This is a genomic window from Microbacterium sp. Z10_103 (genome assembly GCF_058310455.1).
The window spans coordinates 1439122-1460496 of sequence record NZ_JBZEGK010000001.1; the positions used below are offsets into that span (position 1 = coordinate 1439122).

The 21375-nt window shown below is 69.4% G+C and carries 24 protein-coding genes, 2 tRNA genes and 1 pseudogene; 14 read left to right on the forward strand and 13 right to left on the reverse strand.

All coding sequences use genetic code 11. The features are described 5' to 3' along the window. Positions 1 to 46 precede the first annotated feature (46 nt). The 3 genes from AC4FS2_RS06740 to AC4FS2_RS06750 are packed head-to-tail and all read right to left on the reverse strand — an operon-like array spanning position 47 to position 2791. Entirely contained in the window at positions 47 to 1045 is a 999-nt protein-coding gene (locus AC4FS2_RS06740) for an Fpg/Nei family DNA glycosylase (RefSeq protein WP_491152572.1), read from the reverse strand. Beyond that, positions 1045 to 1587 carry a ribose-5-phosphate isomerase gene (locus tag AC4FS2_RS06745; protein WP_491152570.1) on the reverse strand — a complete coding sequence of 181 codons (543 nt, stop codon included), beginning with the start codon at positions 1585 to 1587 and terminating at the stop codon, positions 1045 to 1047. The genes AC4FS2_RS06740 and AC4FS2_RS06745 overlap by 1 nt, the downstream gene beginning before the upstream one ends. Positions 1588 to 1597: 10 nt before the next feature. Beyond that, entirely contained in the window at positions 1598 to 2791 is a 1194-nt protein-coding gene (locus AC4FS2_RS06750; protein ID WP_491152569.1) for a ferrochelatase, read from the reverse strand. A gap of 127 nt (positions 2792 to 2918) precedes the next feature. Between AC4FS2_RS06750 and pepN the strand changes: the two genes are divergently transcribed. The 4 genes from pepN (at position 2919) to AC4FS2_RS06770 (ending at position 8819) form a co-directional block, all read left to right on the forward strand. Next, positions 2919 to 5465, forward strand: coding sequence for an aminopeptidase N (gene pepN, locus AC4FS2_RS06755; RefSeq protein ID WP_491155634.1), 2547 nt, complete (start codon positions 2919 to 2921; stop codon positions 5463 to 5465). Between the two features lie 66 nt (positions 5466 to 5531). Beyond that, positions 5532 to 6692: a mechanosensitive ion channel family protein gene (locus AC4FS2_RS06760; RefSeq protein ID WP_491152568.1), complete on the forward strand. Its 1161-nt coding sequence runs from the start codon at positions 5532 to 5534 to the stop codon at positions 6690 to 6692. After that, positions 6689 to 7129 (forward strand): globin, encoded by a 441-nt coding sequence (locus tag AC4FS2_RS06765; protein ID WP_491152566.1) that lies wholly within the window; start codon positions 6689 to 6691, stop codon positions 7127 to 7129. The genes AC4FS2_RS06760 and AC4FS2_RS06765 overlap by 4 nt, the downstream gene beginning before the upstream one ends. A 25-nt stretch (positions 7130 to 7154) precedes the next feature. Then, entirely contained in the window at positions 7155 to 8819 is a 1665-nt protein-coding gene (locus tag AC4FS2_RS06770) for an FAD-binding dehydrogenase (RefSeq protein ID WP_491152565.1), read from the forward strand. A gap of 652 nt (positions 8820 to 9471) precedes the next feature. Here AC4FS2_RS06770 and AC4FS2_RS06775 read toward each other — a convergent pair. Continuing rightward, positions 9472 to 10155, reverse strand: a complete 684-nt coding sequence (locus AC4FS2_RS06775) for a DUF8185 domain-containing protein (protein ID WP_491152564.1) — start codon at positions 10153 to 10155, stop codon at positions 9472 to 9474. 50 nt (positions 10156 to 10205) lie between these two features. Between AC4FS2_RS06775 and AC4FS2_RS06780 the strand changes: the two genes are divergently transcribed. Next, the gene (locus AC4FS2_RS06780) at positions 10206 to 11078 is read left to right on the forward strand and encodes an acyl-CoA thioesterase (RefSeq protein WP_491152562.1); all 873 of its coding nucleotides are present in this window, start codon (positions 10206 to 10208) and stop codon (positions 11076 to 11078) included. Here AC4FS2_RS06780 and AC4FS2_RS06785 read toward each other — a convergent pair. From AC4FS2_RS06785 to msrA, 5 genes and pseudogenes are all read right to left on the reverse strand, one after another. Beyond that, complete coding sequence (locus tag AC4FS2_RS06785; RefSeq protein WP_491152560.1) at positions 11069 to 11566, reverse strand: acyl-CoA thioesterase; 498 nt, start codon at positions 11564 to 11566, stop codon at positions 11069 to 11071. The genes AC4FS2_RS06780 and AC4FS2_RS06785 overlap by 10 nt on opposite strands. Then, complete coding sequence (gene ettA / locus AC4FS2_RS06790) at positions 11559 to 13238, reverse strand: energy-dependent translational throttle protein EttA (protein ID WP_491152558.1); 1680 nt, start codon at positions 13236 to 13238, stop codon at positions 11559 to 11561. Before ettA ends, AC4FS2_RS06785 begins: the two co-directional genes overlap by 8 nt. Positions 13239 to 13279: 41 nt before the next feature. Continuing rightward, complete coding sequence (locus AC4FS2_RS06795) at positions 13280 to 13765, reverse strand: DUF6993 domain-containing protein (RefSeq protein WP_491152557.1); 486 nt, start codon at positions 13763 to 13765, stop codon at positions 13280 to 13282. A gap of 198 nt (positions 13766 to 13963) precedes the next feature. Then, positions 13964 to 14314, reverse strand: a pseudogene (gene ssb / locus AC4FS2_RS06800) (single-stranded DNA-binding protein); the annotation flags it as partial. A 146-nt stretch (positions 14315 to 14460) separates the two neighbouring features. Further along, positions 14461 to 14988 (reverse strand): peptide-methionine (S)-S-oxide reductase MsrA, encoded by a 528-nt coding sequence (gene msrA, locus AC4FS2_RS06805; protein ID WP_491152555.1) that lies wholly within the window; start codon positions 14986 to 14988, stop codon positions 14461 to 14463. Positions 14989 to 15102: 114 nt separating this feature from the next. Between msrA and AC4FS2_RS06810 the strand changes: the two genes are divergently transcribed. Beyond that, entirely contained in the window at positions 15103 to 15348 is a 246-nt protein-coding gene (locus AC4FS2_RS06810) for a hypothetical protein (protein ID WP_491152554.1), read from the forward strand. A gap of 3 nt (positions 15349 to 15351) precedes the next feature. On the opposite strand, the gene yczR is transcribed toward AC4FS2_RS06810, so the two are convergent. Beyond that, positions 15352 to 16773 (reverse strand): MocR-like transcription factor YczR, encoded by a 1422-nt coding sequence (gene yczR, locus AC4FS2_RS06815; RefSeq protein WP_491152552.1) that lies wholly within the window; start codon positions 16771 to 16773, stop codon positions 15352 to 15354. A gap of 61 nt (positions 16774 to 16834) precedes the next feature. On the opposite strand from yczR, the gene yczE reads away from it, so the two are divergent. Further along, positions 16835 to 17461 (forward strand): membrane protein YczE, encoded by a 627-nt coding sequence (yczE, locus tag AC4FS2_RS06820; protein ID WP_491152551.1) that lies wholly within the window; start codon positions 16835 to 16837, stop codon positions 17459 to 17461. Between the two features lie 32 nt (positions 17462 to 17493). On the opposite strand, the gene AC4FS2_RS06825 is transcribed toward yczE, so the two are convergent. Continuing rightward, entirely contained in the window at positions 17494 to 17703 is a 210-nt protein-coding gene (locus AC4FS2_RS06825) for a methyltransferase (RefSeq protein WP_491152549.1), read from the reverse strand. Positions 17704 to 17798: 95 nt separating this feature from the next. Between AC4FS2_RS06825 and AC4FS2_RS06830 the strand changes: the two genes are divergently transcribed. From AC4FS2_RS06830 to AC4FS2_RS06860, 7 genes are all read left to right on the forward strand, one after another. Continuing rightward, a tRNA-Arg gene (locus tag AC4FS2_RS06830) sits at positions 17799 to 17871 on the forward strand. A 42-nt stretch (positions 17872 to 17913) separates the two neighbouring features. Then, complete coding sequence (gene orn / locus AC4FS2_RS06835; protein WP_491152547.1) at positions 17914 to 18540, forward strand: oligoribonuclease; 627 nt, start codon at positions 17914 to 17916, stop codon at positions 18538 to 18540. Positions 18541 to 18578: 38 nt separating this feature from the next. Then, positions 18579 to 18654: transfer RNA gene (locus tag AC4FS2_RS06840), tRNA-His, on the forward strand. Positions 18655 to 18673: 19 nt separating this feature from the next. Next, the gene (locus AC4FS2_RS06845) at positions 18674 to 19057 is read left to right on the forward strand and encodes a metallopeptidase family protein (protein ID WP_491152546.1); all 384 of its coding nucleotides are present in this window, start codon (positions 18674 to 18676) and stop codon (positions 19055 to 19057) included. Continuing rightward, complete coding sequence (gene clpS / locus AC4FS2_RS06850) at positions 19054 to 19344, forward strand: ATP-dependent Clp protease adapter ClpS (protein ID WP_491152543.1); 291 nt, start codon at positions 19054 to 19056, stop codon at positions 19342 to 19344. The genes AC4FS2_RS06845 and clpS overlap by 4 nt, the downstream gene beginning before the upstream one ends. After that, the gene (locus AC4FS2_RS06855) at positions 19341 to 19844 is read left to right on the forward strand and encodes a DUF2017 family protein (RefSeq protein ID WP_491152541.1); all 504 of its coding nucleotides are present in this window, start codon (positions 19341 to 19343) and stop codon (positions 19842 to 19844) included. Before clpS ends, AC4FS2_RS06855 begins: the two co-directional genes overlap by 4 nt. 54 nt (positions 19845 to 19898) lie before the next feature. After that, positions 19899 to 20438, forward strand: coding sequence for a YaeQ family protein (locus AC4FS2_RS06860; RefSeq protein WP_491152539.1), 540 nt, complete (start codon positions 19899 to 19901; stop codon positions 20436 to 20438). Positions 20439 to 20455: 17 nt separating this feature from the next. Here the strand turns inward: AC4FS2_RS06860 and AC4FS2_RS06865 are convergent, their stop codons facing one another. After that, the gene (locus AC4FS2_RS06865; RefSeq protein ID WP_491152537.1) at positions 20456 to 21049 is read right to left on the reverse strand and encodes a nucleoside/nucleotide kinase family protein; all 594 of its coding nucleotides are present in this window, start codon (positions 21047 to 21049) and stop codon (positions 20456 to 20458) included. Continuing rightward, positions 21024 to 21344, reverse strand: a complete 321-nt coding sequence (locus AC4FS2_RS06870; RefSeq protein WP_491152536.1) for a hypothetical protein — start codon at positions 21342 to 21344, stop codon at positions 21024 to 21026. Before AC4FS2_RS06870 ends, AC4FS2_RS06865 begins: the two co-directional genes overlap by 26 nt. Between the last annotated feature and the right edge of the window lie 31 nt (positions 21345 to 21375).

Sequence of the window (21375 nt, forward strand, 5' to 3'; positions counted from 1 at the left end):
CAAACCGGGCCGAAATCGCGCATAAGTTGGCGAGTCGACCGGAGGTTCAGGCCTGGTCGCGCGGGCACCAGTACAGGTTCCGCCCGGCGGCCTCTTCCACCAGGATCGTCGTGCCGCAGATGCGGCACGGGAGGCCCGCGCGGTGGTAGACCCAGTGCCGGTCGTCGCGGCTCGCCATCGCCCGGCGGTAGCCGTCCGGGTCGAGGTCGTCCATCGTCATCATCTGTCCGGTCTCGACACCGATGGTGAGCAGCCGCACCCAGTCTCGCCAGATGGCGCGGACGACCTCTTCGGGGACGTCTCGCCCCGGGGTATGCGGATTCTGCCGCGCGCGGAACAGCAGCTCGGCCCGGTAGACGTTGCCGATGCCACTCACGACGGACGGATCCATCAGCAGCAGTCCGATCGGCGTCGCCTTCCGGCGGACGGTGGCGACGAACCGCTCCTCGCCGGCGGCCGCACCGTCGACCAGCGGATCCGGACCCAGCTTCGCGATCGTCGCGGCGACCTCGTCCGGGGTCTGCAGAACACACGCGGTGGGGCCGCGGAGGTCTGCGCAGGTGACGTCCGTGAGGAGTCGCAGGCGGACCTGCCCGACCACCGGCGGCGGCCACTCGCTCTCCTCCTCCATCCCGGTGGTCTGCTCCGACATGCGCACGCGACCGCGCGCCTTGCGGGGAGCGCCGATCGATGAAAGCGAGTTCTCCCCGGCACCGTCCAGGATCGGTGCGTCGCCGAGCTCGGTGCCGCGCTGGTTCGTCTGGCCCATCCGGCCGTTCGCCGAGGCGATCGTCGGGTCGACGAGGATCTCGCCGGCGAAGTCCCAGGCGCCGTAGAGCCCGAGGTGCACGCGCAGCCAGAGGTCGCCCTCGAATTGCAGGAACATCTGCTTGCCGACCGCGCGGGCGGCGAGCACCTCGCGCCCATCGATCAGCGACGCGCCTTCGACGAACCGGCCCTGCGGACTGGATGCGGCGACCCGGCGCCCCACGAAGTTACGGTCGAACTGGCGAGCGATGCGGTGGACGGAATGCCCTTCGGGCATCAGCCGGCCTCGGGATCGAAGGTGTCACTGGCATCGAGCACGTCGGGGCCGGCGGTGGTGGCACGCGGATCCGGCGCGAGCGCACCGTCCTCCTCGAAGGCCGCGATCTGAGCGATGCGTCGCGCGTGCCGCTCTTCACCGGAGAACGGCGTCGCGATGAACCGGTCGATGAAGGATGCCGCCTCGTCGAAGGTGTGCTGACGCGCCCCGATGGCGATGACGTTCGCATCGTTGTGCTGGCGCGCGAGCTCTGCGGTCGGGATGTTCCACACCAGCGCTGCACGCACACCGCGGACTTTGTTCGCCGAGATCTGCTCGCCGTTGCCGGATCCGCCGAACACGACGCCCAGCGTTTCGATGCCCGCTTCCTGGTCGCGCACGACCGCCTGAGCGGCGCGGATGCAGAACGCCGGATAGTCGTCCACCGCGTCGTACTCCAGGGGGCCGTGGTCGATGACCTCGTGCCCCTGTGCCGCGAGGTGATGCTGCAGCTGGGTCGAGAAGTCCAGACCGGCATGGTCGGTGGCGATGTGGATGCGCATGCCAGACATTTTATGGAGCCACCCCGGCGGCGGCGGGCTTGAAACCCGCCCGCACGTTCTCGCAGCAGCCGGGTCGGCAGACGTCGAACCAGGGGCCGAGGGCGGTCGTGTGAGGGCGGTCGGCCGCGGGTGTGCCCCGGAGCCGCTCCTGGATGAGGTCGACGAGGCCGGACACGTATGCCGGGTCGACCCCGGGCGTCGGCGTGCGCACCGCCCGCAGCCCGGCCTCGGCGGCGGCCTCCATGGCCTCGGTGTCGAGATCCCAGAGGACTTCCATGTGGTCGCTGACGAAGCCCAGCGGCACGATGGCGACCGCCTCGACCCCCTGAGCCGGAAGCTCCGCGATGACCTCGTTGACGTCAGGTTCCAGCCACGGCTGGGTGGCCGGACCTGAGCGGGACTGGTAGACGAGCTCCCACGCCACGTCGGCGGTTGTGGCCGCCACTTCCGTCATGACGAGCTCGGCGACAGCACGATGCTGCGCAGCGTATGCGCCGCCCTCCCCGAAGTCGACGTCGCGCGGACCGGATCGTTGAGCGTCCGCCAGGGGGATGGAGTGAGTGGAGAAAAGCACGCGGATCGCGGCCGGAGCCACGCCCTCGGCGAGGAAACCGGCTACCGCGGTGCGGACCCCCTGGATGAAGGTGGAGACGAAGCCGGGGTGGTCGAAGAACTGGCGGACCTTGTCGATGGTCACGGTCTCTCCGAGGCCCGTCGACTCCAGAACGCGGGCGAAGTCCTCGCGGTACTGCCGGCAGCTGGAGAACGAGCTGTACGCGCTGGTCGCGATCGCGAGAAGCGTCGTGTCGCCCGCCGCCGAGGCATCCTGGACCGCCTCCTCCAGGTACGGCGCCCAGTTGCGGTTCCCCCAGTAGACCGGCAGATCGAGGTCGCGTCGGGCGATCTCGGCCTCCAGCGCCGCCTTCAGGGCTCGGTTCTGGGCGTTGATGGGACTCACGCCGTCGAAGTGGCGGTAGTGATGAGCCACCTCTTCCAGACGCTCGTCCGGGATGCCCCGCCCCCGGGTGACGTTCCGCAGGAACGGGATGACATCATCCTGACCCTCCGGCCCCCCGAAGCCGGCGAGGAGGATCGCGTCGTACGCGACCGGCTCCTCCACCCACGGCAGACCGGCACGCGCTGCGGGACTGGCGTACGGGACCTGGTCGGATTCGTACGGAGGGTGGGGGGCATCGTGGGGCACTCCCCCATCCTCTCATCGTCCACCCGGTCCTTCTCCGGGCGGGCGCCGACGCTAGGCTGAGACGGTTGCCGCCGGCGTCAGCAGCGCCGCCCGCGACATCCGCCCTGACACCCCTGGGAGCATGCACGTGCCTGGAGAGAACCTCACCCGCATCGAAGCGCAGGAACGCCGCGCCATCGTCGACACGCAGTCGTACGAGGTCGCCCTGGATCTGACCCGGGGTCCCGAGATCTTCGGATCGCGGACGATCATCCGCTTCAGCGCCACCGATGGCGCCGACACCTTCGTCGACCTGATCGCGCGCGACGTGCGCGAAATCACCCTCAACGGCCGCTCGGTCGACCTCGGCGCCTTCGCCGACTCGCGCATCGCGCTGACCGGACTAGAGCGCGAGAACGAACTCATCGTGGATGCGGACTGCCTCTACACCAACACCGGCGAAGGCCTGCATCGCTTCGTCGACCCGGTGGACGGAGAGGTGTACCTCTACTCGCAGTTCGAGGTGCCCGACTCGCGGAGGATGTACGCCGTCTTCGAGCAGCCCGACCTGAAGGCGACGTTCCAGTTCACCGTCACCGCGCCGGAGCCGTGGGCGGTGGTCTCGAACTCCCCCACCCCCGAGCCCCAGCGGCACGGGGACGGCACGGCGACGTGGCGATTCGAACCGACCCCGCGGATCTCCTCGTACATCACAGCCCTCATCGCCGGCCCGTACGAGTCGACGTTCTCCGAGTTGACGAGCGCCTCCGGCCGGGTCATCCCCCTCGGCGTGTACGCACGAAAGAGCCTCTGGCAGCACCTGGACGCCGACTACGTCTTCGACAAGACGCGTCAGGGATTCGCGTACTACGAGGAGAAGTTCGCCTACCCGTACCCCTTCGCCAAGTACGACCAGCTCTTCGTCCCGGAGTTCAACGCCGGCGCCATGGAGAACGCCGGCGCGGTGACGTTCACGGAGTCGTACGTCTTCCGCAGCAAGGTGACCGACGCGATCAAGGAGCGTCGCGTCGTGACGATCCTTCACGAACTCGCGCACATGTGGTTCGGCGATCTCGTGACCATGAAGTGGTGGAACGGGCTGTGGCTGAACGAGTCGTTCGCCGAGTGGGCGTCGACGATCGCCACCGCCGAAGCCACCGAGTGGACCGAGGCCTGGACGACCTTCAACGCCATGGAGAAGACCTGGGCGTACCGGCAGGATCAGCTGCCTTCGACGCACCCGGTCGTGGCCGAGATCAACGACCTCGAAGACGTTCAGGTGAACTTCGACGGAATCACCTACGCCAAGGGCGGCTCTGTGCTCAAGCAGCTGGCGGCCTGGGTCGGGATCGAGCAGTTCTTCGCCGGCGTCGCGGCGTACTTCGCCAAGCACGAGTGGTCCAACACCGAGCTCGGCGACCTGCTGACCGAGCTCGAAGCCACCAGCGGTCGCGAGCTGACCGCCTGGTCGAAGAAGTGGCTCGAGACGGCCGGCGTCAACACGCTGTCCCCGCTCATCGATGAGTCCGGGGACGGCACGATCTCCCGGTTCGCGATCGTTCAGACCGCTCCGGCGGATTACCCGACGATCCGCCCGCACCGTCTCGGCGTCGGGTTCTACGACCTCACCGACGGCGGGCTCGAGCGAGTGCACTACCTGGAGCTCGACGTCGACGGCGACCGGACGGATGTCCCCGAGCTCAAGGGCCAGAAGCGACCCGACCTGGTGCTTCTGAACGACCGTGATCTCGCCTACGCCAAGATCCGTCTGGACGACCGGTCGCTGCGGACGGCGATCGCGCACCTGAAAGACATCCGCGAACCCCTCGCGCGTTCGCTGGTGTGGGGTGCGGCCTGGGACCAGACCCGCGATGCGGAAGCGTCTGCGAGCGACTACGTCGACCTCGTGCTCGCGAACATCGGCTCCGAGACGGAGTCGACGACCGTACGCACCACCCTCGCGCAGCTGCAGCTTGCTGCGAACTCCTACGTCGCCCCCGACAGGCGGGATGCCACGCGCACGCGCGTCGCCGAGAGCCTCTGGCAGCTCGCGCAGGGTGCCGATGCGGGGAGCGACAACCAGCTGCAGTTCGTGACCGCGTTCGCCTCAGCCGCGGCTACGGCGGAGCAGTGGGCGCAGGTCCGTGCCCTGCGCGACGGCGAGGCGCGTCTCGAGGGCCTCGAGGTCGACACCGACCTCTCGTGGCAGCTTCTCGTGTCGCTCGCCGCAGGCGGACTCGTCGACGTGGCCGACATCGACCGCGCACTGGCCGCCGACAACACCGCCAAGGGCGGTGAGTTCGCCGCACAGGCGAAGGCGGCCATCCCCGACGCGGCGGCCAAGACGGCCGCGTGGGAGTCCCTGGTCACGACGGATGATGCTCCGAACACCATCGTGCGTGCGGTCGCGGCGGGATTCGTCCACCCCGCGACCGTGACCGAACTCGCCGAGTTCGTCACGCCCTACTTCGACATGCTTCTGCCGGTGTGGGAGTCGCGGACGTACCAGATCGCCCAGTACCTCATCGTGGGGCTCTACCCGGCGCCCCTGGCCAACCGCGCGCTGCGCGACGCCACGCGCGCCTGGCTGTCGGCGCATCCCGACGCGCCGCCGGCCCTCCGCCGTCTCGTGCACGAGAACCTCGCGGGCGTCGAGCGCGCCCTCTCCGTGCAGGACCGCGACGCGGAGGATTAAGAATCGCCCGACCGGATGCCTCGACGCTCAGCCGGCGCCGAGGCATCCGTCGTTAGCATGGCTGGGATGCCTGTTCTCTTCGCCCCCTCGCTCCCGCCCGTCACCGATCCCGACTTCTGGACGACTCTCGGCGAAGGCGCGATCGTGTTCGGCTTCCGGGCCCTCAACGTCATCGTCGTGATCGTCGTCAGCGTCCTGATCGCCTGGGGGCTCCGCTTCGTCATCCGTCGTGTGGTCGGGCGGATCGTCAACGGCGCCAAGAACAAGGCGAACGTCGACGACACGCAGGCGCTCGACCGTTCACCGATCGCGGCCGTGCGACTCGTCCAGCGGACGCGGACGCTCGGCTCCATCCTGCAGAACATCGTGAACGTGGCGATCGTCGTCGTGGCGCTCGTCCTCATCGCCGGCATCGTCGCCCCCGACGTTCTGGCGTCGTTGACGCTGCTCACCGCCGCGATCGGCGCGGGTCTGGGCTTCGGTGCGCAGAACATCGTCAAGGACGTGCTGAACGGGATCTTTCTCGTCGCGGAGGACCAGATCGGCATCGGCGACGTCGTCGACCTGGGGTTGGCCACCGGTGTCGTCGAGTACGTCAGCGTGCGCATCACCCACGTCCGCGATGTCAACGGCACCCTCTGGTACGTGCGCAACGGTGAGATCACCCGCATCGGCAACATGTCGCAGGGGTGGTCGCGCGTCATCATCGACCTGGCCGTCCCGGTCGACGCGGACATCGCGGAGGTCGAGGCGACGATGCTGGACGCCGCGCAGGCGCTCACCAAGGACGCGAAATGGCGCACGCGTGTCATCGAGCAGCCCGAGGTGTGGGGCCTGGAGTCGATCGCGGGCGATGCTCTGGTCATCCGCCTGGTATTGAAGACCCGGGCCAACGCGAAAGACGACGTCGCACGCGAACTACGGATGCGGCTGAAGCACGCGATGGACGATCTGGGACTGAAGCTGCCGCAGCTCAGTTCGATCGTGCTGAGCGGAATCGAAGGCGCCCAGCGCGTCCGCGGGGCGAACCCGCCGAAGACCAAGCCCACCGCGGTTCCCACCCCCGAACGCCCGGTGTGGAAGCCGCGGCGCAAACGCGACGCGGATGCGGACGCCGCATCCCAGGCCGGAGCATCCGGCGCTGCGGCCCCCGCCCCGAAGACGCCACCGGCCAAGCGCGCCCCGAAGAAGCCCGCGTCCGACGCGCCCGAGGGGACCGGCGCATGAGCGAGCCGCTTGCCTTCTATGAGGAGATCGGCGGGGAGCCGGTCTTCCGCCGCTTGGTCGATATCTTCTACCGCGAGGTGGCGCGCGACGACGTGCTCAAGCCGATGTACCCCGAGGAAGACCTCGGTCCGGCGCAGGAGCGTCTGACCCTCTTCCTCATGCAGTACTGGGGCGGCCCGGGAACGTACAGCGAGGGGCGCGGACATCCCCGGCTGCGGATGCGACACCTCCCCTTCGCCGTCGATGCCGACGCGCGCGACCGCTGGCTCCGCTGCATGCGCACGGCCGTGGATGAATTGAACCTGCCGCCGCTTCACGAGGCCACACTGTGGGACTACCTGTCGCGAGCGGCGCATGCGATGGTGAACACGGTCGACACCACGGGTGCCCGGGGCGGACGACCGTCGCTCCCCCTGGCGGGAGACGACCGACGCTGACCGCCACGACGACGAGGGAGTCGCCATGACCGTCCAGACCTACGAGACCGACGTCCTCATCATCGGATGGGGACTGTCCGGACTCGTCGCCGCCCGCGAGGCTGTCCGGGCGGGCAAGCGGGTGGCCATCGTCGACCAGGAACCGCGCACGAACCTCGGCGGCCAGGCATGGTGGTCGTTCGGTGGACTGTTCTTCGTCGATTCCCCCGAGCAGCGCCGAATCGGCATCAACGATTCGCTCGACCTCGCCCGGCAGGATTGGTTCGGCACGGCAGGGTTCGACCGCGTCGAAGACGCCCGCCCCCGCGAATGGGCAGAGGCCTACCTCGCATTCGCGGCCGGCGAGAAGCGGGCGTGGTTGAAGGAGCTCGGCGTCGGGTTCTTCCCGATCGTCGGGTGGGCCGAGCGCGGCGGCTACACCGCGACGGGACCGGGGAACTCCGTCCCCCGCTTCCACATCACGTGGGGCACCGGTCCCGGCGTGGTTGCCCCCTTCCAGGTCGCCGTCGAGGAGGCCGAGCGCGACGGCCGCGCGGTTCTTCTTCCCCGCCATCGCGTCACCGAACTCCTCACCGTGGACGGCGTCGTCACGGGTGCCGCCGGCGACATCCTCGCCCCGAGCGGATCGCCTCGGGGCGCAGCATCCTCTCGCGAGAGCATCGGAGGATTCCGGATCACCGCCGGCGCGACGATCGTGTCCTCCGGCGGTATCGGCGGCAATCACGACCTGGTGCGCTCCCAATGGCCGGCGAGGCTGGGGAGTGCGCCGACGTCGATGGTCGCCGGCGTTCCGGCCTACGTGGATGGGTCGATGCTGGCGATCGCGGCATCCGCGGGCGGCCGGCGCATCAACGGCGACCGGATGTGGCACTACGTCGAAGGCATCCGCAACTGGGATCCGGTGTGGGCGAACCACGGCATCCGCATCCTTCCGGGGCCGTCGTCCGTATGGCTCGACGCCACCGGGGCGCGGCTGCCCGCACCCCTCTTCCCCGGGTTCGACACGCTCGGAACCCTCGCGCACCTGCGGGCCACCGGCCACGACCACTCCTGGTTCGTGCTGTCATCCCGCATCGTCGAGAAGGAGTTCACCCTGTCGGGCAGCGAGCAGAACCCGGACTTGACGGGGAAGGACCTGGGGCTCCTCGTCCGCTCGCGCCTCGGCAAGGGCGCGGCCGGACCGGTGCAGGCGTTCCTCGACCACGGAGCGGACTTCGTCGTACGGGACGACCTGGACGCGCTGATCGCCGGGATGCGGGAACTGCCCGGCGGCGAGGTCCTCGACCCGGCACGGGTGCGCACCGAGCTGGAGGCGCGGGACCGGGAGATGGCGAACGACTTCACCAAGGACGCGCAGATCGCCATGCTGCGATCGGCGAGAGCTTTCCGCGGCGACCGGATCATCCGCACGGCCGCGCCCCACCGCATCCTCGATCCTGCGGCCGGGCCGCTCATCGCCGTGAAGCTGCACGTGCTGACGCGAAAGTCCCTCGGAGGTCTCGAGACCGATCTCGGCGCACGCGTGCTCGCCGCCGACGGGGCGCCTGTCCCCGGCCTGTATGCGGCGGGCGAGGCGAGCGGCTTCGGCGGGGGCGGGATGCACGGCTATCGCGCGTTGGAGGGAACCTTCCTCGGCGGATGCCTCTTCTCCGGACGCGTCGCCGGCCGTACCGCCGCCGCCGCGGTGTAGCCGCCGGCCGCCGGTCGAAGCCGGGCGAAGCCGGGCCATTCGGGAGGAGATGTGCACTCCGGAGGTTCAAATACGCCGGATGCGCCCTCCCCCACGCACATCTCCTCCGCAGCCGCCCGGCCGGGCGCGCACCCGGGGCAGCCAGGAAACCTCAGAAGGCGGGTAGCTCCGAGTGCGAGCCGCCCGGGAGGAGATGTGCACACCGGAGGTCCTATTACCCCGAATCCGCCCTCCTCAACGCACATCTCCTCCGCTAGCGCCCGCCCCGGACCAGCACCCGCCGCAGCCCGCACGCCTCGGACGGCGGTCCGCCCCGGCGCGCGAGCCGCCCGGGAGGAGATGTGCACACCGGAGGTCCGAGAACGCCGGATGCGCCCTCCCCAGCGCACATCTCCTCCCCTAGCGCCCGCCCCGGACCAGCACCCGCCGCAGCCAGCACGGCTCGGACGGCGGTCCGCCTCGGCAGCGCGCGAGCCGTCCGGGAGGAGATGTGCACTGCGGAGGTCCAAATACGCCGGATGCGCCCTCCCCAACGCACATCTCCTCCCCAACCGCCCGGCCACATCTCCTACCTGACCGCCCGGCCTAGATGTCCTCCCCGACGGCCCGGCTAGATCTCCTGCCCCACGGACGTCTCCCCACAGCTGTCCGGCTAGGTCCCGGAGGAGGGCGAGCCGGTGCGACGCACGGGGGTCAGGCCAGAGCGCATGGGACCGCGGACGAGGATGTGTCCGCGGACCAGGGTGATCCGAGTCCAGGGTCCCGCCGTCCGTACCACCGCCTTCTCCTCGCCCGCGATGAACCCGAGCGCGAAGGCGGCGAAGGCCACGCCGAGGGGAAGACCGCCGAGCGATTCGTCGGGGGGACCCCACACGTGAGCGCGCACGGCGCGCACCGCGTCCTCGCCCGCGTCGGCGGGCACGCCGTCAGCGACCGCGGCCATCCCCCACTGCGCCCGCGCTGCGAGGGTGGATGCTGCGAGCTCGCCGGCCGCGACCCACCCGGCCCGCGGGGGCGAAACGCCCGCCCACGCGGCCGAGACCGCGGTTTCGGGCAGCGCGACGGCCGCGTTGTCGTCGAGCGCGATCGTCAGGGCATCTGCGGGCACGAGCAGATCGCACTCCAGGTCGGGGTCCACCGCCATCGCCCGCATCCCGAGCACGGTCGGGGTGGCGTCCAGAAGCCCACGCGGCGCCAGCGGGGCGGAGGTCACCACAAGCGTGCCTCCCGCCGCGCGCAGCCGCACCGTCCCATCGCCGAGCGGCGCGGCGCGTGCAGCGAAGGTGAGCACGTCGGCCGCGGCATCGGGGTCGGGGAAAACAAGGCGCGCAGACACCCGCCCTAAACTATCAAGGGGCGGAGCACAGCCGCCCGTCTGGAGGACGAGTGTCGGACGCGATCGACCCGGTGGGCGCACTTCTGCACGTGCTGGATCTCAAGGATGCCGGCGCCCGCACCTCCGAAGACATCTTCACCGGCGCATCGCACGCGATGCCGAGCGGGCGCGTCTACGGCGGTCAGGTACTCTCGCAGTCCGTGGTGGCCGCGTCCCGAACGCTCCCCGCCGGACGCATGATCCACTCCATGCACGGGTATTTCCTCCGCCCGGGCGACGTGAACTCCGGCATCACGTTCTCGGTGGATCGCATCCACGACGGCCGGTCGTTCTCCACCCGCCGCACGCAGGCCTTCCAAGACGGAGTGCCGATCTTCTCCATGATCGCGTCGTTCCAGGACGACAACCCGGGCGTCGACCACCAGGAGCCCATGCCCGATGTCCCCGCGCCCGAGGACCTGCCCGACCCGGCGCTAGGCCCGGAGGCGCAGCATCCCATGACCCGCAGGCTCTTCACCGAGCGGCCGGTCGACCTGCGGCATGTGCCGTCGCCGATCTACTTCGCGGTCGAGGGCGAGGCGTCGCCCCACCAGGCGGTGTGGATGCGCGCGCGCCGGCGGTTGCCCGATGACCGGCTGCTGCACCGCGCGGCCCTCGGCTACCTCAGCGACCTCACCATCCAGGAGCCGATCCTGCGCGCCCACGGCATCTCGTGGGCGCGTCCTGGCCTGAAGGTCGCAAGCCTGGACCACGCGATGTGGTGGCACCGGGACGCGCGTGTGGACGAGTGGCTCCTCTACGTGCAGGACTCCCCCAGCGCACGCGGTGGACGGGGCCTCGCCACCGGGCGGATCTACACGCGCGAGGGTGTGCTGGCGGCCAGCGTCGCGCAGGAGATCACCGTCCGCGTCCCTCAGGACTGACGGCGCCGCCGATGGTCGATCGGCTCGTCGAGGAACGGCGTCCACGCGGCGCGCTCTTCGGCGTTCCAGCGGATGGGGCGCCCCGAGGCCGTGTCGACGATCACGACGACGGCCGTCGCTCGCGCGTAGAGGACCGGCGGCTCGACGCCCAGCGGGCTGAACACCTCGAAGCACACGTCGGCGCTCGACCCGCCGATGCGGCCGATCCACAGCTGCACGTCCAGCGGGCGCTGCCCGTAGGGCACCGGCCGGTAGTACTCGATCTCCTGGCGGGCGATCAGCGTCGCCCGCGCCCCGCCGTTCTCGAGCACGTCCATGTCGAACACCGCCGTGGGCAGTGGCTCATCCGTCCCGTCGCCCCGCCAGAAGGCACGAAGACGCGCCTCTTCCAGAAGCTTCAGCATCGACGTGTTGTTGACGTGGCCCAGCGCGTCCAGATCGCCCCACCGCAGATGGATGGGGATGTGCAGGCGGGGCCCGTCAGTCACGAGTGAGCTTGCGATACGTCGACCGGTGCGGGTTGGCGGCGTCCGGCCCGAGACGCTCGATCTTGTTCGTCTCGTACGCCTCGAAGTTGCCCTCGAACCAGTACCACTTGTCGGGGTTCTCCTCCGTGCCCTCGTACGCGAGGATGTGCGTTGCAATGCGGTCGAGGAACCACCGGTCGTGCGTGATGACCACGGCGCAACCCGGGAACTCCAGCAGCGCGTTCTCCAGGCTCGACAGCGTCTCGACGTCCAAGTCGTTCGTCGGCTCGTCCAGCAGCAGCAGGTTGCCGCCCTCCTTGAGCGTGAGGGCGAGGTTCAGCCGGTTACGCTCTCCGCCGGAGAGCACACCCGCCTTCTTCTGCTGATCGGGCCCCTTGAACCCGAACTTGGAGACGTAGGCGCGCGAGGGGATCTCGATCTTGCCCACGGTGATGATGTCCAGGCCGTCCGAGACGACCTCCCAGAGAGACTTGTTCGGGTCGATGTTGGAGCGCGTCTGATCGACGTAGCTGATCTTGACCGTTTCGCCGATCTTCAGATCGCCACCGTCAAGGGGTTCGAGACCGACGATCGTCTTGAACAGCGTGGTCTTGCCCACGCCGTTCGGACCGATCACACCCACGATGCCGTTCGGCGGAAGGCTGAAGCTGAGCCCGTCGATAAGCGAGCGCCCGTCGAAGCCCTTCTTCAGGTTCTTCGCCTCGATGACGACGCTGCCCAGGCGCGGCCCCGGCGGGATCTGGATCTCCTCGAAGTCGAGCTTCCGCGTGCGGTCTGCCTCGGCGGCCATCTCCTCGTACCGGGCAAGGCGCGCCTTCGACTTGGTCTGACGCCCCTTCGCGCTGCTGCGCACCCACTCGAGCTCGTCCTTCAGGCGCTTCGCGAGCTTGGCGTCCTTCTTGCCTTGGACGTCGAGACGCTCGGCCTTCTTTTCCAGGTACGTCGAGTAGTTGCCCTCGTAACCGATGAGCCGGCCCCGGTCGACCTCCGCGATCCACTCCGCGACGTGGTCGAGGAAGTACCGGTCGTGGGTGACGGCGATGACGGCGCCCTTGTACGCCTGCAGATGCTGCTCGAGCCACTGCACGCTCTCGGCGTCGAGGTGGTTCGTGGGCTCATCGAGCAGCAGGAGGTCCGGCTTCTGCAACAGCAGCTTCGCCAGCGCGACCCGACGCTTCTCTCCACCCGAGAGCGGACCGACGGCAGCGTCACCGGGAGGGGTGCGCAGCGCGTCCATGGCCTGCTCGAGCTGCGAGTCGAGGTCCCAGCCGTCCGCGGCGTCGATCTCCTCCTGCAGCGTGCCCATCTCGGCCAGCAGCGTGTCGAAGTCGGCATCGGGGTCGGCCATGAGACCGGAGATCTCATTGAAGCGGTCCAGCTTGGCCTTGACCGCGACACCCTCCTGGATGTTCTCCAGCACCGTCTTGGTCTCGTCGAGCACCGGCTCCTGCATGAGGATCCCGACCGAGAACCCCGGTGCGAGTTTGGCCTCCCCGTTGGACGGGGTGTCCATCCCGGCCATGATCTTCAGGATCGTCGACTTGCCCGCGCCGTTCGGACCCACCATGCCGATCTTGGCACCGGGAAGGAACGCCATCGTGACGTCGTCGAGAATCAGCTTTTCGCCCACGGCCTTACGGGCGCGCACCATCGAGTAGATATATTCCGCCATAACCCGTCCAGTCTACGGTCCGGGCGTGCGGGCCCGCCGCGTCACCAGTCGATGGGACGGGTGTTGCCCACCAGGCAGCCGCCCGACTGGAGCCCCGGCATCACCAGCGCGACGGGTTCCCCCGTGGCCGGTCCGACCTGGCCGATCAGGCACTCCTCGCCCCAGCGCACCGAGAACTGGATGCTCTCGGCGGCGTTGCCCACCGTCGTCTGGTCGGGGGTCACCTGCATGGCCGCCTTGTCGAAACCGGCGGCGGCGAGAGCGTCCACGTAGGCGCGGCCGGCAACCTGTTCCGGCCCCGCCCACACTTCGCGGACGATCTCCGTGAAGTACGGGAGGTTCTCGTCAGCGGTTCCCTCCGGAACGAGCGTCGGGCCAGCAGGTGTCGGCGCCGGACTCGACACGACCGGGTCCGGAGCGGGTGAGGCCGCGGGCGGCGCTTGCGCCGTGCAGCCCGTCGCGGCCCCTCCCACGATCACGACGGAGAGAGCAGCAAACAGACGCCGGTGCGCGAGCGATCTGGCCACCCGACGAGTCTATGGGGATCAGAACGGCGTCTCGTCGCCTCCGCCGGAGGCCCGGTCGGCCTCCACTCCGACACCGACGAGCTCGGGCGAAGCGGCGGGGATAGCCCACCCTGCGCCGTCGGTCACCGCCGGAGCCGGCGCGTCGGCCGGGCGATTCTGCTCCTCCGAGGGCCGTTCGCGTTCCCGGTCGCCCGCATCCGCTCGGCTGTATGCCGTCGTGCCCCACAGCAGGTCGTGTCCGATGGCGTCGGCGTCGATATCGGCTGAGGTCCCGTGGCGCGTGCCGTTGTCCCAGTCGCGCAGGCGCAGCCGGCCCGTCACGATAACGCGGTCACCGGAATGAAGAGACGCGTAAGCGTGCTCGCCGAGCCCGCGGAACGCCGACACCGTGAAGAAGTTGGTGAACTGCTCCACCCACTTGCCCGAGCTTCTGTCGTACCGGCGGTGCGGCGACGCGATCCGGAACGAAGTGACCCGCACTCCGTCTGAGATGTTGCGTTGCTCGGGCTCGGTGGCGATGTTGCCGGTGACGGTGATGATTTCGGTCATGTCGCATCCTTTCGTCGGATGCTCCGGTGTCCGCGTGCCCGTCGGACACCGGAGCTGCGACCATCGTCGCGGCGCCGTCTTCTCGCCGGGACAGCCTCGTGCGCTGCTGGGGAGAATTCGCCGGAGGACCCGCCTGGGGAGGAAGGTCAGCCCGGGAGGATGTAGTCGGCGAACCTCGCGCGGACCTTGTTCACCTTCGGGAGGGCGACGGCCAGACAGTAGCCCTGCGTGGGGTTCTTCGCGAAGAAGTCCTGGTGGTTGTCCTCGGCCCAGTAGAAGTCCCCGAGCGGCTCGATCGTCGTCACCACGCCGCCGTCCCACCACTGCGCGGCGCGGTCTCGCGCGGCCTCGAAGAGAACCCGTTGCTCCTGGTCAGCGGGGAACATCGCACTGCGATACTGCGTGCCGATGTCACCTCCCTGCCGGTTGAGCTGGCGAGGGTCGTGCATCGTGAAGAACGCGTCGAGGATGATGTCTGAGGGAACCACCTCGGGATCGAAGGAGACCGCCACCGCCTCCGCATGTCCCGTGCGGCCAGTGCAGACCTGCTCATAGGTGGGAGAAGGCACGTCACCCCCCGTGTAGCCCGACACGACAGCGGTCACTCCGCGGAGCGTCCGGTACGCGGCATCCAGGCACCAGAAGCAGCCGCCGGCCAGTACGAACGTGGTCATTTGCCCCTCCTCGGACTCGCTTCTCCACGTTACGCGTTGGACCGTTGCCCGTCCCGTCCGTCCCGCGGTGGGCGGCCTCGTCGGAATGTCGGAGGGGGTGCCTAGCGTGGAGACATGATCTGGACCGACACGCCCGAACTATCGGCACCGACGTGGGCGCGACTCAGCCGCGTCGCGCGCGGCCGGTGGCGGGTGACGGACCGCTCCGGACGGGTTGTCGGCCATGTGCACAGCATGCTGACCGACGGCGGATGGCGGTATGCCGCTGAGAAGTTCTCCGCCGGGTCACGGTCTTTCCGGCGGATCGGAGAGTTCTGGACTCCGGAGGAGGCATTGGACTGCCTCCGTTACCAGAACTGACCGTCAGACGACAGCGTCGAGGCGGTCGACGCGCGCAGCCGGAGACCCGGCGCGCACCTCCGGCCACGTCTCCCCCAGGATGCGGGCGGCCCGCACCAGGTCGTCGGGAGCGCCCGTGAACGGGATGCGCAGATGGCGGTCGTGACCGCCTTCGACAGCGAAGCGAGCACCGGCCGACAGGTACAGGCCGCGCGATCGGGCCGCGAGGACGAGCGCGGAGCTGAGCGGCGCATCCAACTCCACCCACAGCGCCACTCCGCCGTTGACCGTGGGAACGCGCCAATCGGGCAAGATCTCGGCCAGTGCGTCCGTCACCGCGTCACGCCCGGCGCGCAAGTGCGCCGCCCGTTGCGCCACGACTTCGTCCATCCGCGGAAGGAGCGCTGCGGCCACGGCCTGCTCGAATTCCGGCGTGCCGAGGTCGTGCATCGGGCGAGCGGCGATCAGGCGACGGATGATGTCGGCCGAGGCCCGCACCCATCCCACGCGCAGCCCGCCCCACACCGTCTTGCCCATCGACCCGATCCGCACGACGGTCTCGTCACCTCCGAATGGCTCGGTACGGTCGGGATCCGCGTCGATGGCGAGGTCGGCAGTGGTCTCGTCGATGACCACGAGCGTGCCTGCCCGCTCCGCCGCGGCGGAGAACACCGCGGCTTCGGAGGGGCTCATGGTCCGGCCCGTGGGGTTCTGGAATCTCGGCATGAGGTAGGCCATCACCGGGAGCGTGCGCGCGAACGCCTGCTCGGCTCGGTCGAGGTCCCATCCGTCGTCGGTGGTGACGGGGACGCCCACCAGCCGCGCGCCGGCGCGACGGAACGCGTCGGCGGCGTGCGGATAGGTCGGCGTTTCGATGAGGACACGGTCGGCCCGGCCGAGCATCACGGACGCCAGGAGATGGATCGCGCTCTGGGCGCCGCCGGTGATGAGAATCTCCTCCGGGCGGGTCGGGATGCCCCGCATCCGGTAGCGCGCGGCGACGGCCTCCCTCAGGGCCAGACCGCCGACCACGTCGAAGCCGGCTCGAGCGACGAGACTCGCGGCCTTCGCGGCCACCTCGGTGAACACTCCGGCGAGCCCCGGCCATGCCGGCGGCGACGCCCGCTGGAGGTCGATCGCGTCGGCCACCCCCGCGCGGATCCCCGGGTCGCGCCGCGCGAGTGGGAGCGTGACGCTGCCCGATCCCCGGAGGCTGCGGATGTGTTCGCTGTCACGGAGGCTGCGGTACGCCGCTGCCACCGTCGTCCGGCTGACACCGAGCGCGGCGGCCAGTTCCCGCTCCGCCGGCAGTGCGGTGTGCGCGGCCAGCCGATTGTCCAGGCAGAGCAGACGCACGGCGTCCGCCAGCGCTTCGTAGGCTGGCTCGCTGCTGCGCCATCCGCCGAGGGCGGCGGCCAGGGCGCGGGCCGAAAGACGAGAATCCATCAGGCCAGGCTAGCCGAATTGGCCTGCTATCCGCGGGCCACTGAGGTGATTGGATCTTGGTATGCCCCGTCGCGTGACGCAACTCCTGATCGGCCTCGCGCTGTACGGATTCGGCTGCGGCCTCACGGTTGCGGCCGGCCTCGGCGTCGATCCGTGGACGGTTCTGGCCGAGGGGCTGTCGTTGCACTCCGGGATCGGCGTGGGCTGGGTCACGAATCTCCTCGGCGCGGTCGTGCTCCTCGTCTGGATCCCTCTGCGCCAGCACCCGGGCATCGGCACCATCACGAACATCGCCCTCGTGGGCACGGCCATGCAGATCACCCTGGGCCTCATCCCCCCGCCGGGCAGCACCCTCGGGCGCGTCTCGATGCTCGCCGCGGGTGTGGTGTCCGTCGCGGTCGCGTCGGGCCTGTACATCGGCGCCCACTTCGGACCCGGACCACGCGACGGCCTGATGACCGGCCTTCACTCGCGGTTCGGCGCGCCGATCTGGCTCTGCCGCCTCTCGGTCGAGGGAACCGTCCTGGTGCTCGGCTGGTCGCTGGGCGGCACCGTCGGGATCGGCACCGTGGTGTTCGCGCTCAGCATCGGACCGCTGGTGCATATGGCCCTGCCGCTGTTCGACATCCGCACGCCTACCCACGGGACGTGTCCGGCACTGCAGACGCCGACGATCGCGCACCGCTGAGGCCGGTCTGCAGGTGGCGGGACCGACCGGGGTCAGTGCTCGCGGTACTCGGGCGGCTCGGCGCCGGGCTTGAGATGCGACTGCAGCGCCCGCTTGGCGATGTCCATCGACGGGTATGTGCCCAACGGGGCATCCTTCCCGGCCATCTGGACGGTGAAGGAGTCGGCGTCCTTCTGGATCTTGCCGACGGCACCGGCCGGTCCGTACGCCACCCACAGTCGGCGCGTGGTCGGTTCGGTCATCATCGCTTCCTTCCTGGTGCGCATGCGACGGTACGCCGCATCCCACCGCCGCACCAGTGCACGCGCGCCCGCGCATCGGTAACCTGGGGAGCCGACCCCCAGTAGCTCAGTGGATAGAGCAGCGGCCTTCTAATCCGTTTGTCGCACGTTCGAATCGTGCCTGGGGGACGCTGCGCACCCCGGTCGGCGGCCATCGTTAGGATGGTTGTCATGGTGGGGCCTTCCGAGAATGACCGCCTCGTGTGGATCGACTGCGAGATGACGGGACTCGACCTCTCCGTCGACGAACTCGTCGAGATCGCCGTCGTGGTGACAGATTTCGAACTGACCGTGCTCGACCCGGGGTTCCAGATCGTGATCAAACCGGACGAGTCCGCGCTGGCGAACATGAGTGAGTTCGTCACCAACATGCACCGCTCGTCGGGGCTTCTCGAGGAGATCCCGGCAGGGGTTTCCCTGGCGGATGCGGAATTCCAGGCACTCGAGTACATCCAGCGATTCGTGCCCGTGGAGGGAAAGGCACCGCTGGCGGGCAACACCATCGGCACCGATCGGATGTTCCTGGCCAAGTACATGCCGCGGGTCGACCGCTGGCTGCACTACCGCAACGTCGACGTGTCGAGCGTCAAGGAGCTGTCCCGCCGCTGGTTCCCGCGTGCGTACATCCACGCACCGGCCAAGAACGGCGGTCACCGCGCCCTCGCCGACATCCACGAGTCCATCCGTGAGCTGGCGTACTACCGCACCGCGGTCTTCGTTCCGGAGCCCGGACCGACGAGCGACGGCGCGCGCGCCGCGGCGGCAGCAGCGGTGTCGGCGTACCCCTTCTCGGTATGAGAGAATATTCTGGTTGTTCCGCAGCCGCGGAGCGCATGGTGGGTATAGCTCAGTTGGTAGAGCGCGGCCTTGTGGTGGCCGATGTCGCGGGTTCGAGCCCCGTTACTCACCCCAATACCTCCCGCGAGGGGCGATGACCGACCTCTCCGATCAGGCGGGCGGCCTCGGGGACATGGATGCCGAACGGTTCGAGCGGATCGTCATCGACGAACTCGACCGTCTTCCGGACGACATGGTCGGAGGACTCGACAACGTCGTATTCGTCGTGGAAGACCGGCCCGAGGACGGCTCTCTCGATCTGCTCGGCCTCTACGACGGCTGGTCGCTGACCGAGCGCGACCGTTACGGCAGCGCCGGGGAGCTTCCCGACCGCATCATCCTCTACCGGGAGTCGCACCTCGCCGCGTGCGCCTCGCTCGAGGACCTACGGGACGAGATCCATACGACGCTCGTCCACGAGATCGCCCACTTCTACGGCATCGACGATGCTCGACTGCACCAGCTGGGCTGGGCATGACCAGCACGCTCCTCGAGGACGACCTCCGGCTGGACGAGGCCTCCGCAGGCGACCGGCCGTGGCAGACCGTCGTCTGGAATGACCCGGTCAACCTGATGAGTTACGTCGTGCATGTCTTCCGTGAGTACTTCGGGTACTCCGTGGCCGAAGCGACCCGCCTGATGCTGGCCGTTCACCACGAAGGGCACGCCATCGTGGCAGAGGGTGCACGCGAGCAGATGGAACTGCACACCTCCGCCATGCACGATTACGGCCTGTGGGCCACCGTTCGAAAGGCGCCGGAATGAACGGCAACCGGCTGCTCGTGCTCGATCTGACCGCGGTGGAGGTCGCCCATCTCGCGGCGGTGACGGGTCAGTTCCTCGAGCTCGTCGACGAGGGCGAGGGCGCGGCATCCGAAGATCCTGCGGTGGCCCGCCTCGTCCCCGACGCGTACCCCGACGACGCATCGTCGTCCGCAGATTTCCGTCGGCTGACCTCGGGTGATCTGCTGGGGCGCCGTGCGAGCGACGCGCGGACGGTTCTCGACACGCTCGCGCAGTCCGGCCCGATCCCACTCGTGTCCGACCTGGACGAACGACGCGCGATGCAGCCCGTGCGGGTCACCCTCGATTCCGGCGAGGCTTCTGCGTGGCTGCGCACCCTCGCGGCCGTACGGCTCGTCCTCGCCTCCCGCATGGGTATCGAGGACGAGGACGACGACCCGAGCGACGACCCCCGGTCGCTGTTGTACGACTGGCTCGGCTCCCGCCTGGACGGTCTCGTGATGGCGCTCGACGCGGACTGAGGCCCGCGCACCCGGAATAGGGCCCGCTGGCACCCGCGCGTAAGCTCGATCGTTATGGCCACCGGCGCGACAATGCACACCTTCTCGGTACAGCTGGCCGACGTGGACCGCGCCGTTTACGAGGACTTCGCACTCCGGGTGGCGCGTCACCCCTCCGAGACCGCCGCCTACATGATGACGCGCGTGCTGGCGTACTGCCTCGAATTCGAGGACGGAATCGCCTTCAGTGAGGGCATCTCCTCGACGGACGAGCCCGCCGTGCTCGTCCGCGACGCGACGGGGAGCATCATCGCGTGGGTCGAGGTGGGGTCCCCGGACGCCGCGCGCCTGCACTACGGAAGCAAGCTCGCCGACCGTACCCGTGTGTACACGCATCGCGATCCCACCACCGTCGCCGCGCAGTGGACCGGCAAACGCATCCATCGCGCCGAAGACATCGCGCTCTACAGCTTCGATCCGAGCTTCGTGGATGCTGCCGCGGCCCTCCTCGAGCGTCGCAACACCATGACGTTGTCCATCACAGAGCGCCGGATCTACCTGGACCTGAACGGCTCGACGCTCGAGTCCGCCGTCCACGAGCACGCCCTCGTCTAGCGCGCGGTCGCGGGCGGTCAGGGCAGTCTGATGGTCACAGTGGCGTGCGACTTCGGGTCGTCGGCCGTCAGATGCACGTCCTCCTGCGCGGCCCACCGCTCCCAGTGCGGCCGGTAGCCATCCCCATCGCGTGCCAGCGCTCGCGTGCGGCGCGCGTCGGCGGGTGCGTCCAGCCAGACCCGAACGTCGCCCAGGGGGGCGGTACGTGGGGCGAGCAGCCCCGAGCCTTCCACGATGAGCGGCAGTGACGGGTCGACCGCGTGCGCTTCGGCGCGGTCCGAGGCGTCCCAGTCCCAGCGTTGCCACACCCCGATGAGGCCCCTCGCGTGCGGGACCAGGATGGTGGTGCGGGCGTAGTCGACCCCGTCGGCGAGCCCGTCCCAGCCGGGGTAGACGGCGTCCAGGGCGACGAGTTGCACACGGCCGCGCTGCGGCCAGCGGCCCACCAGAAGGCGGGCCAGCGACGTCTTGCCCGCGCCGCTCCGCCCGTCGATGAGCACCACCGCGTTGGCGGCTGCGACGCCGCGCACAGCGTCGACGACCGCGTCGACCGCGGTGTCCAGGGCGCGTGCGAACGGGTCGGGGTTACTTCTTGAGAGCCCGGATGACACGGCTGAGCGCGCGGCCGGCGACCCACACGAAGGGGATCGCCACCGCGAGGAACGATACGACGTTCGGCTCGAAGCGCAGGTCGTCGCCACGGCGGACGTACGCGCCGATGGGCACGGTGTAGCCGCCGCCGCCGCCTCCGCCGTTGCCGTTCTCGTCCTCGCCGCCGCCGAACCCGCTCCACGTGAGGGCTACGGGCACGAGCCGCACGCCATCGACGTCCTGCTGCTCTCCGTACGCGGCGGTGACGCCGAACTGTGCGGCCTGGTTGCCGAGGTCGAGTGCGATGTTGGGCATGCCTCCACCGTACCGCCCGACGAACCGTCTG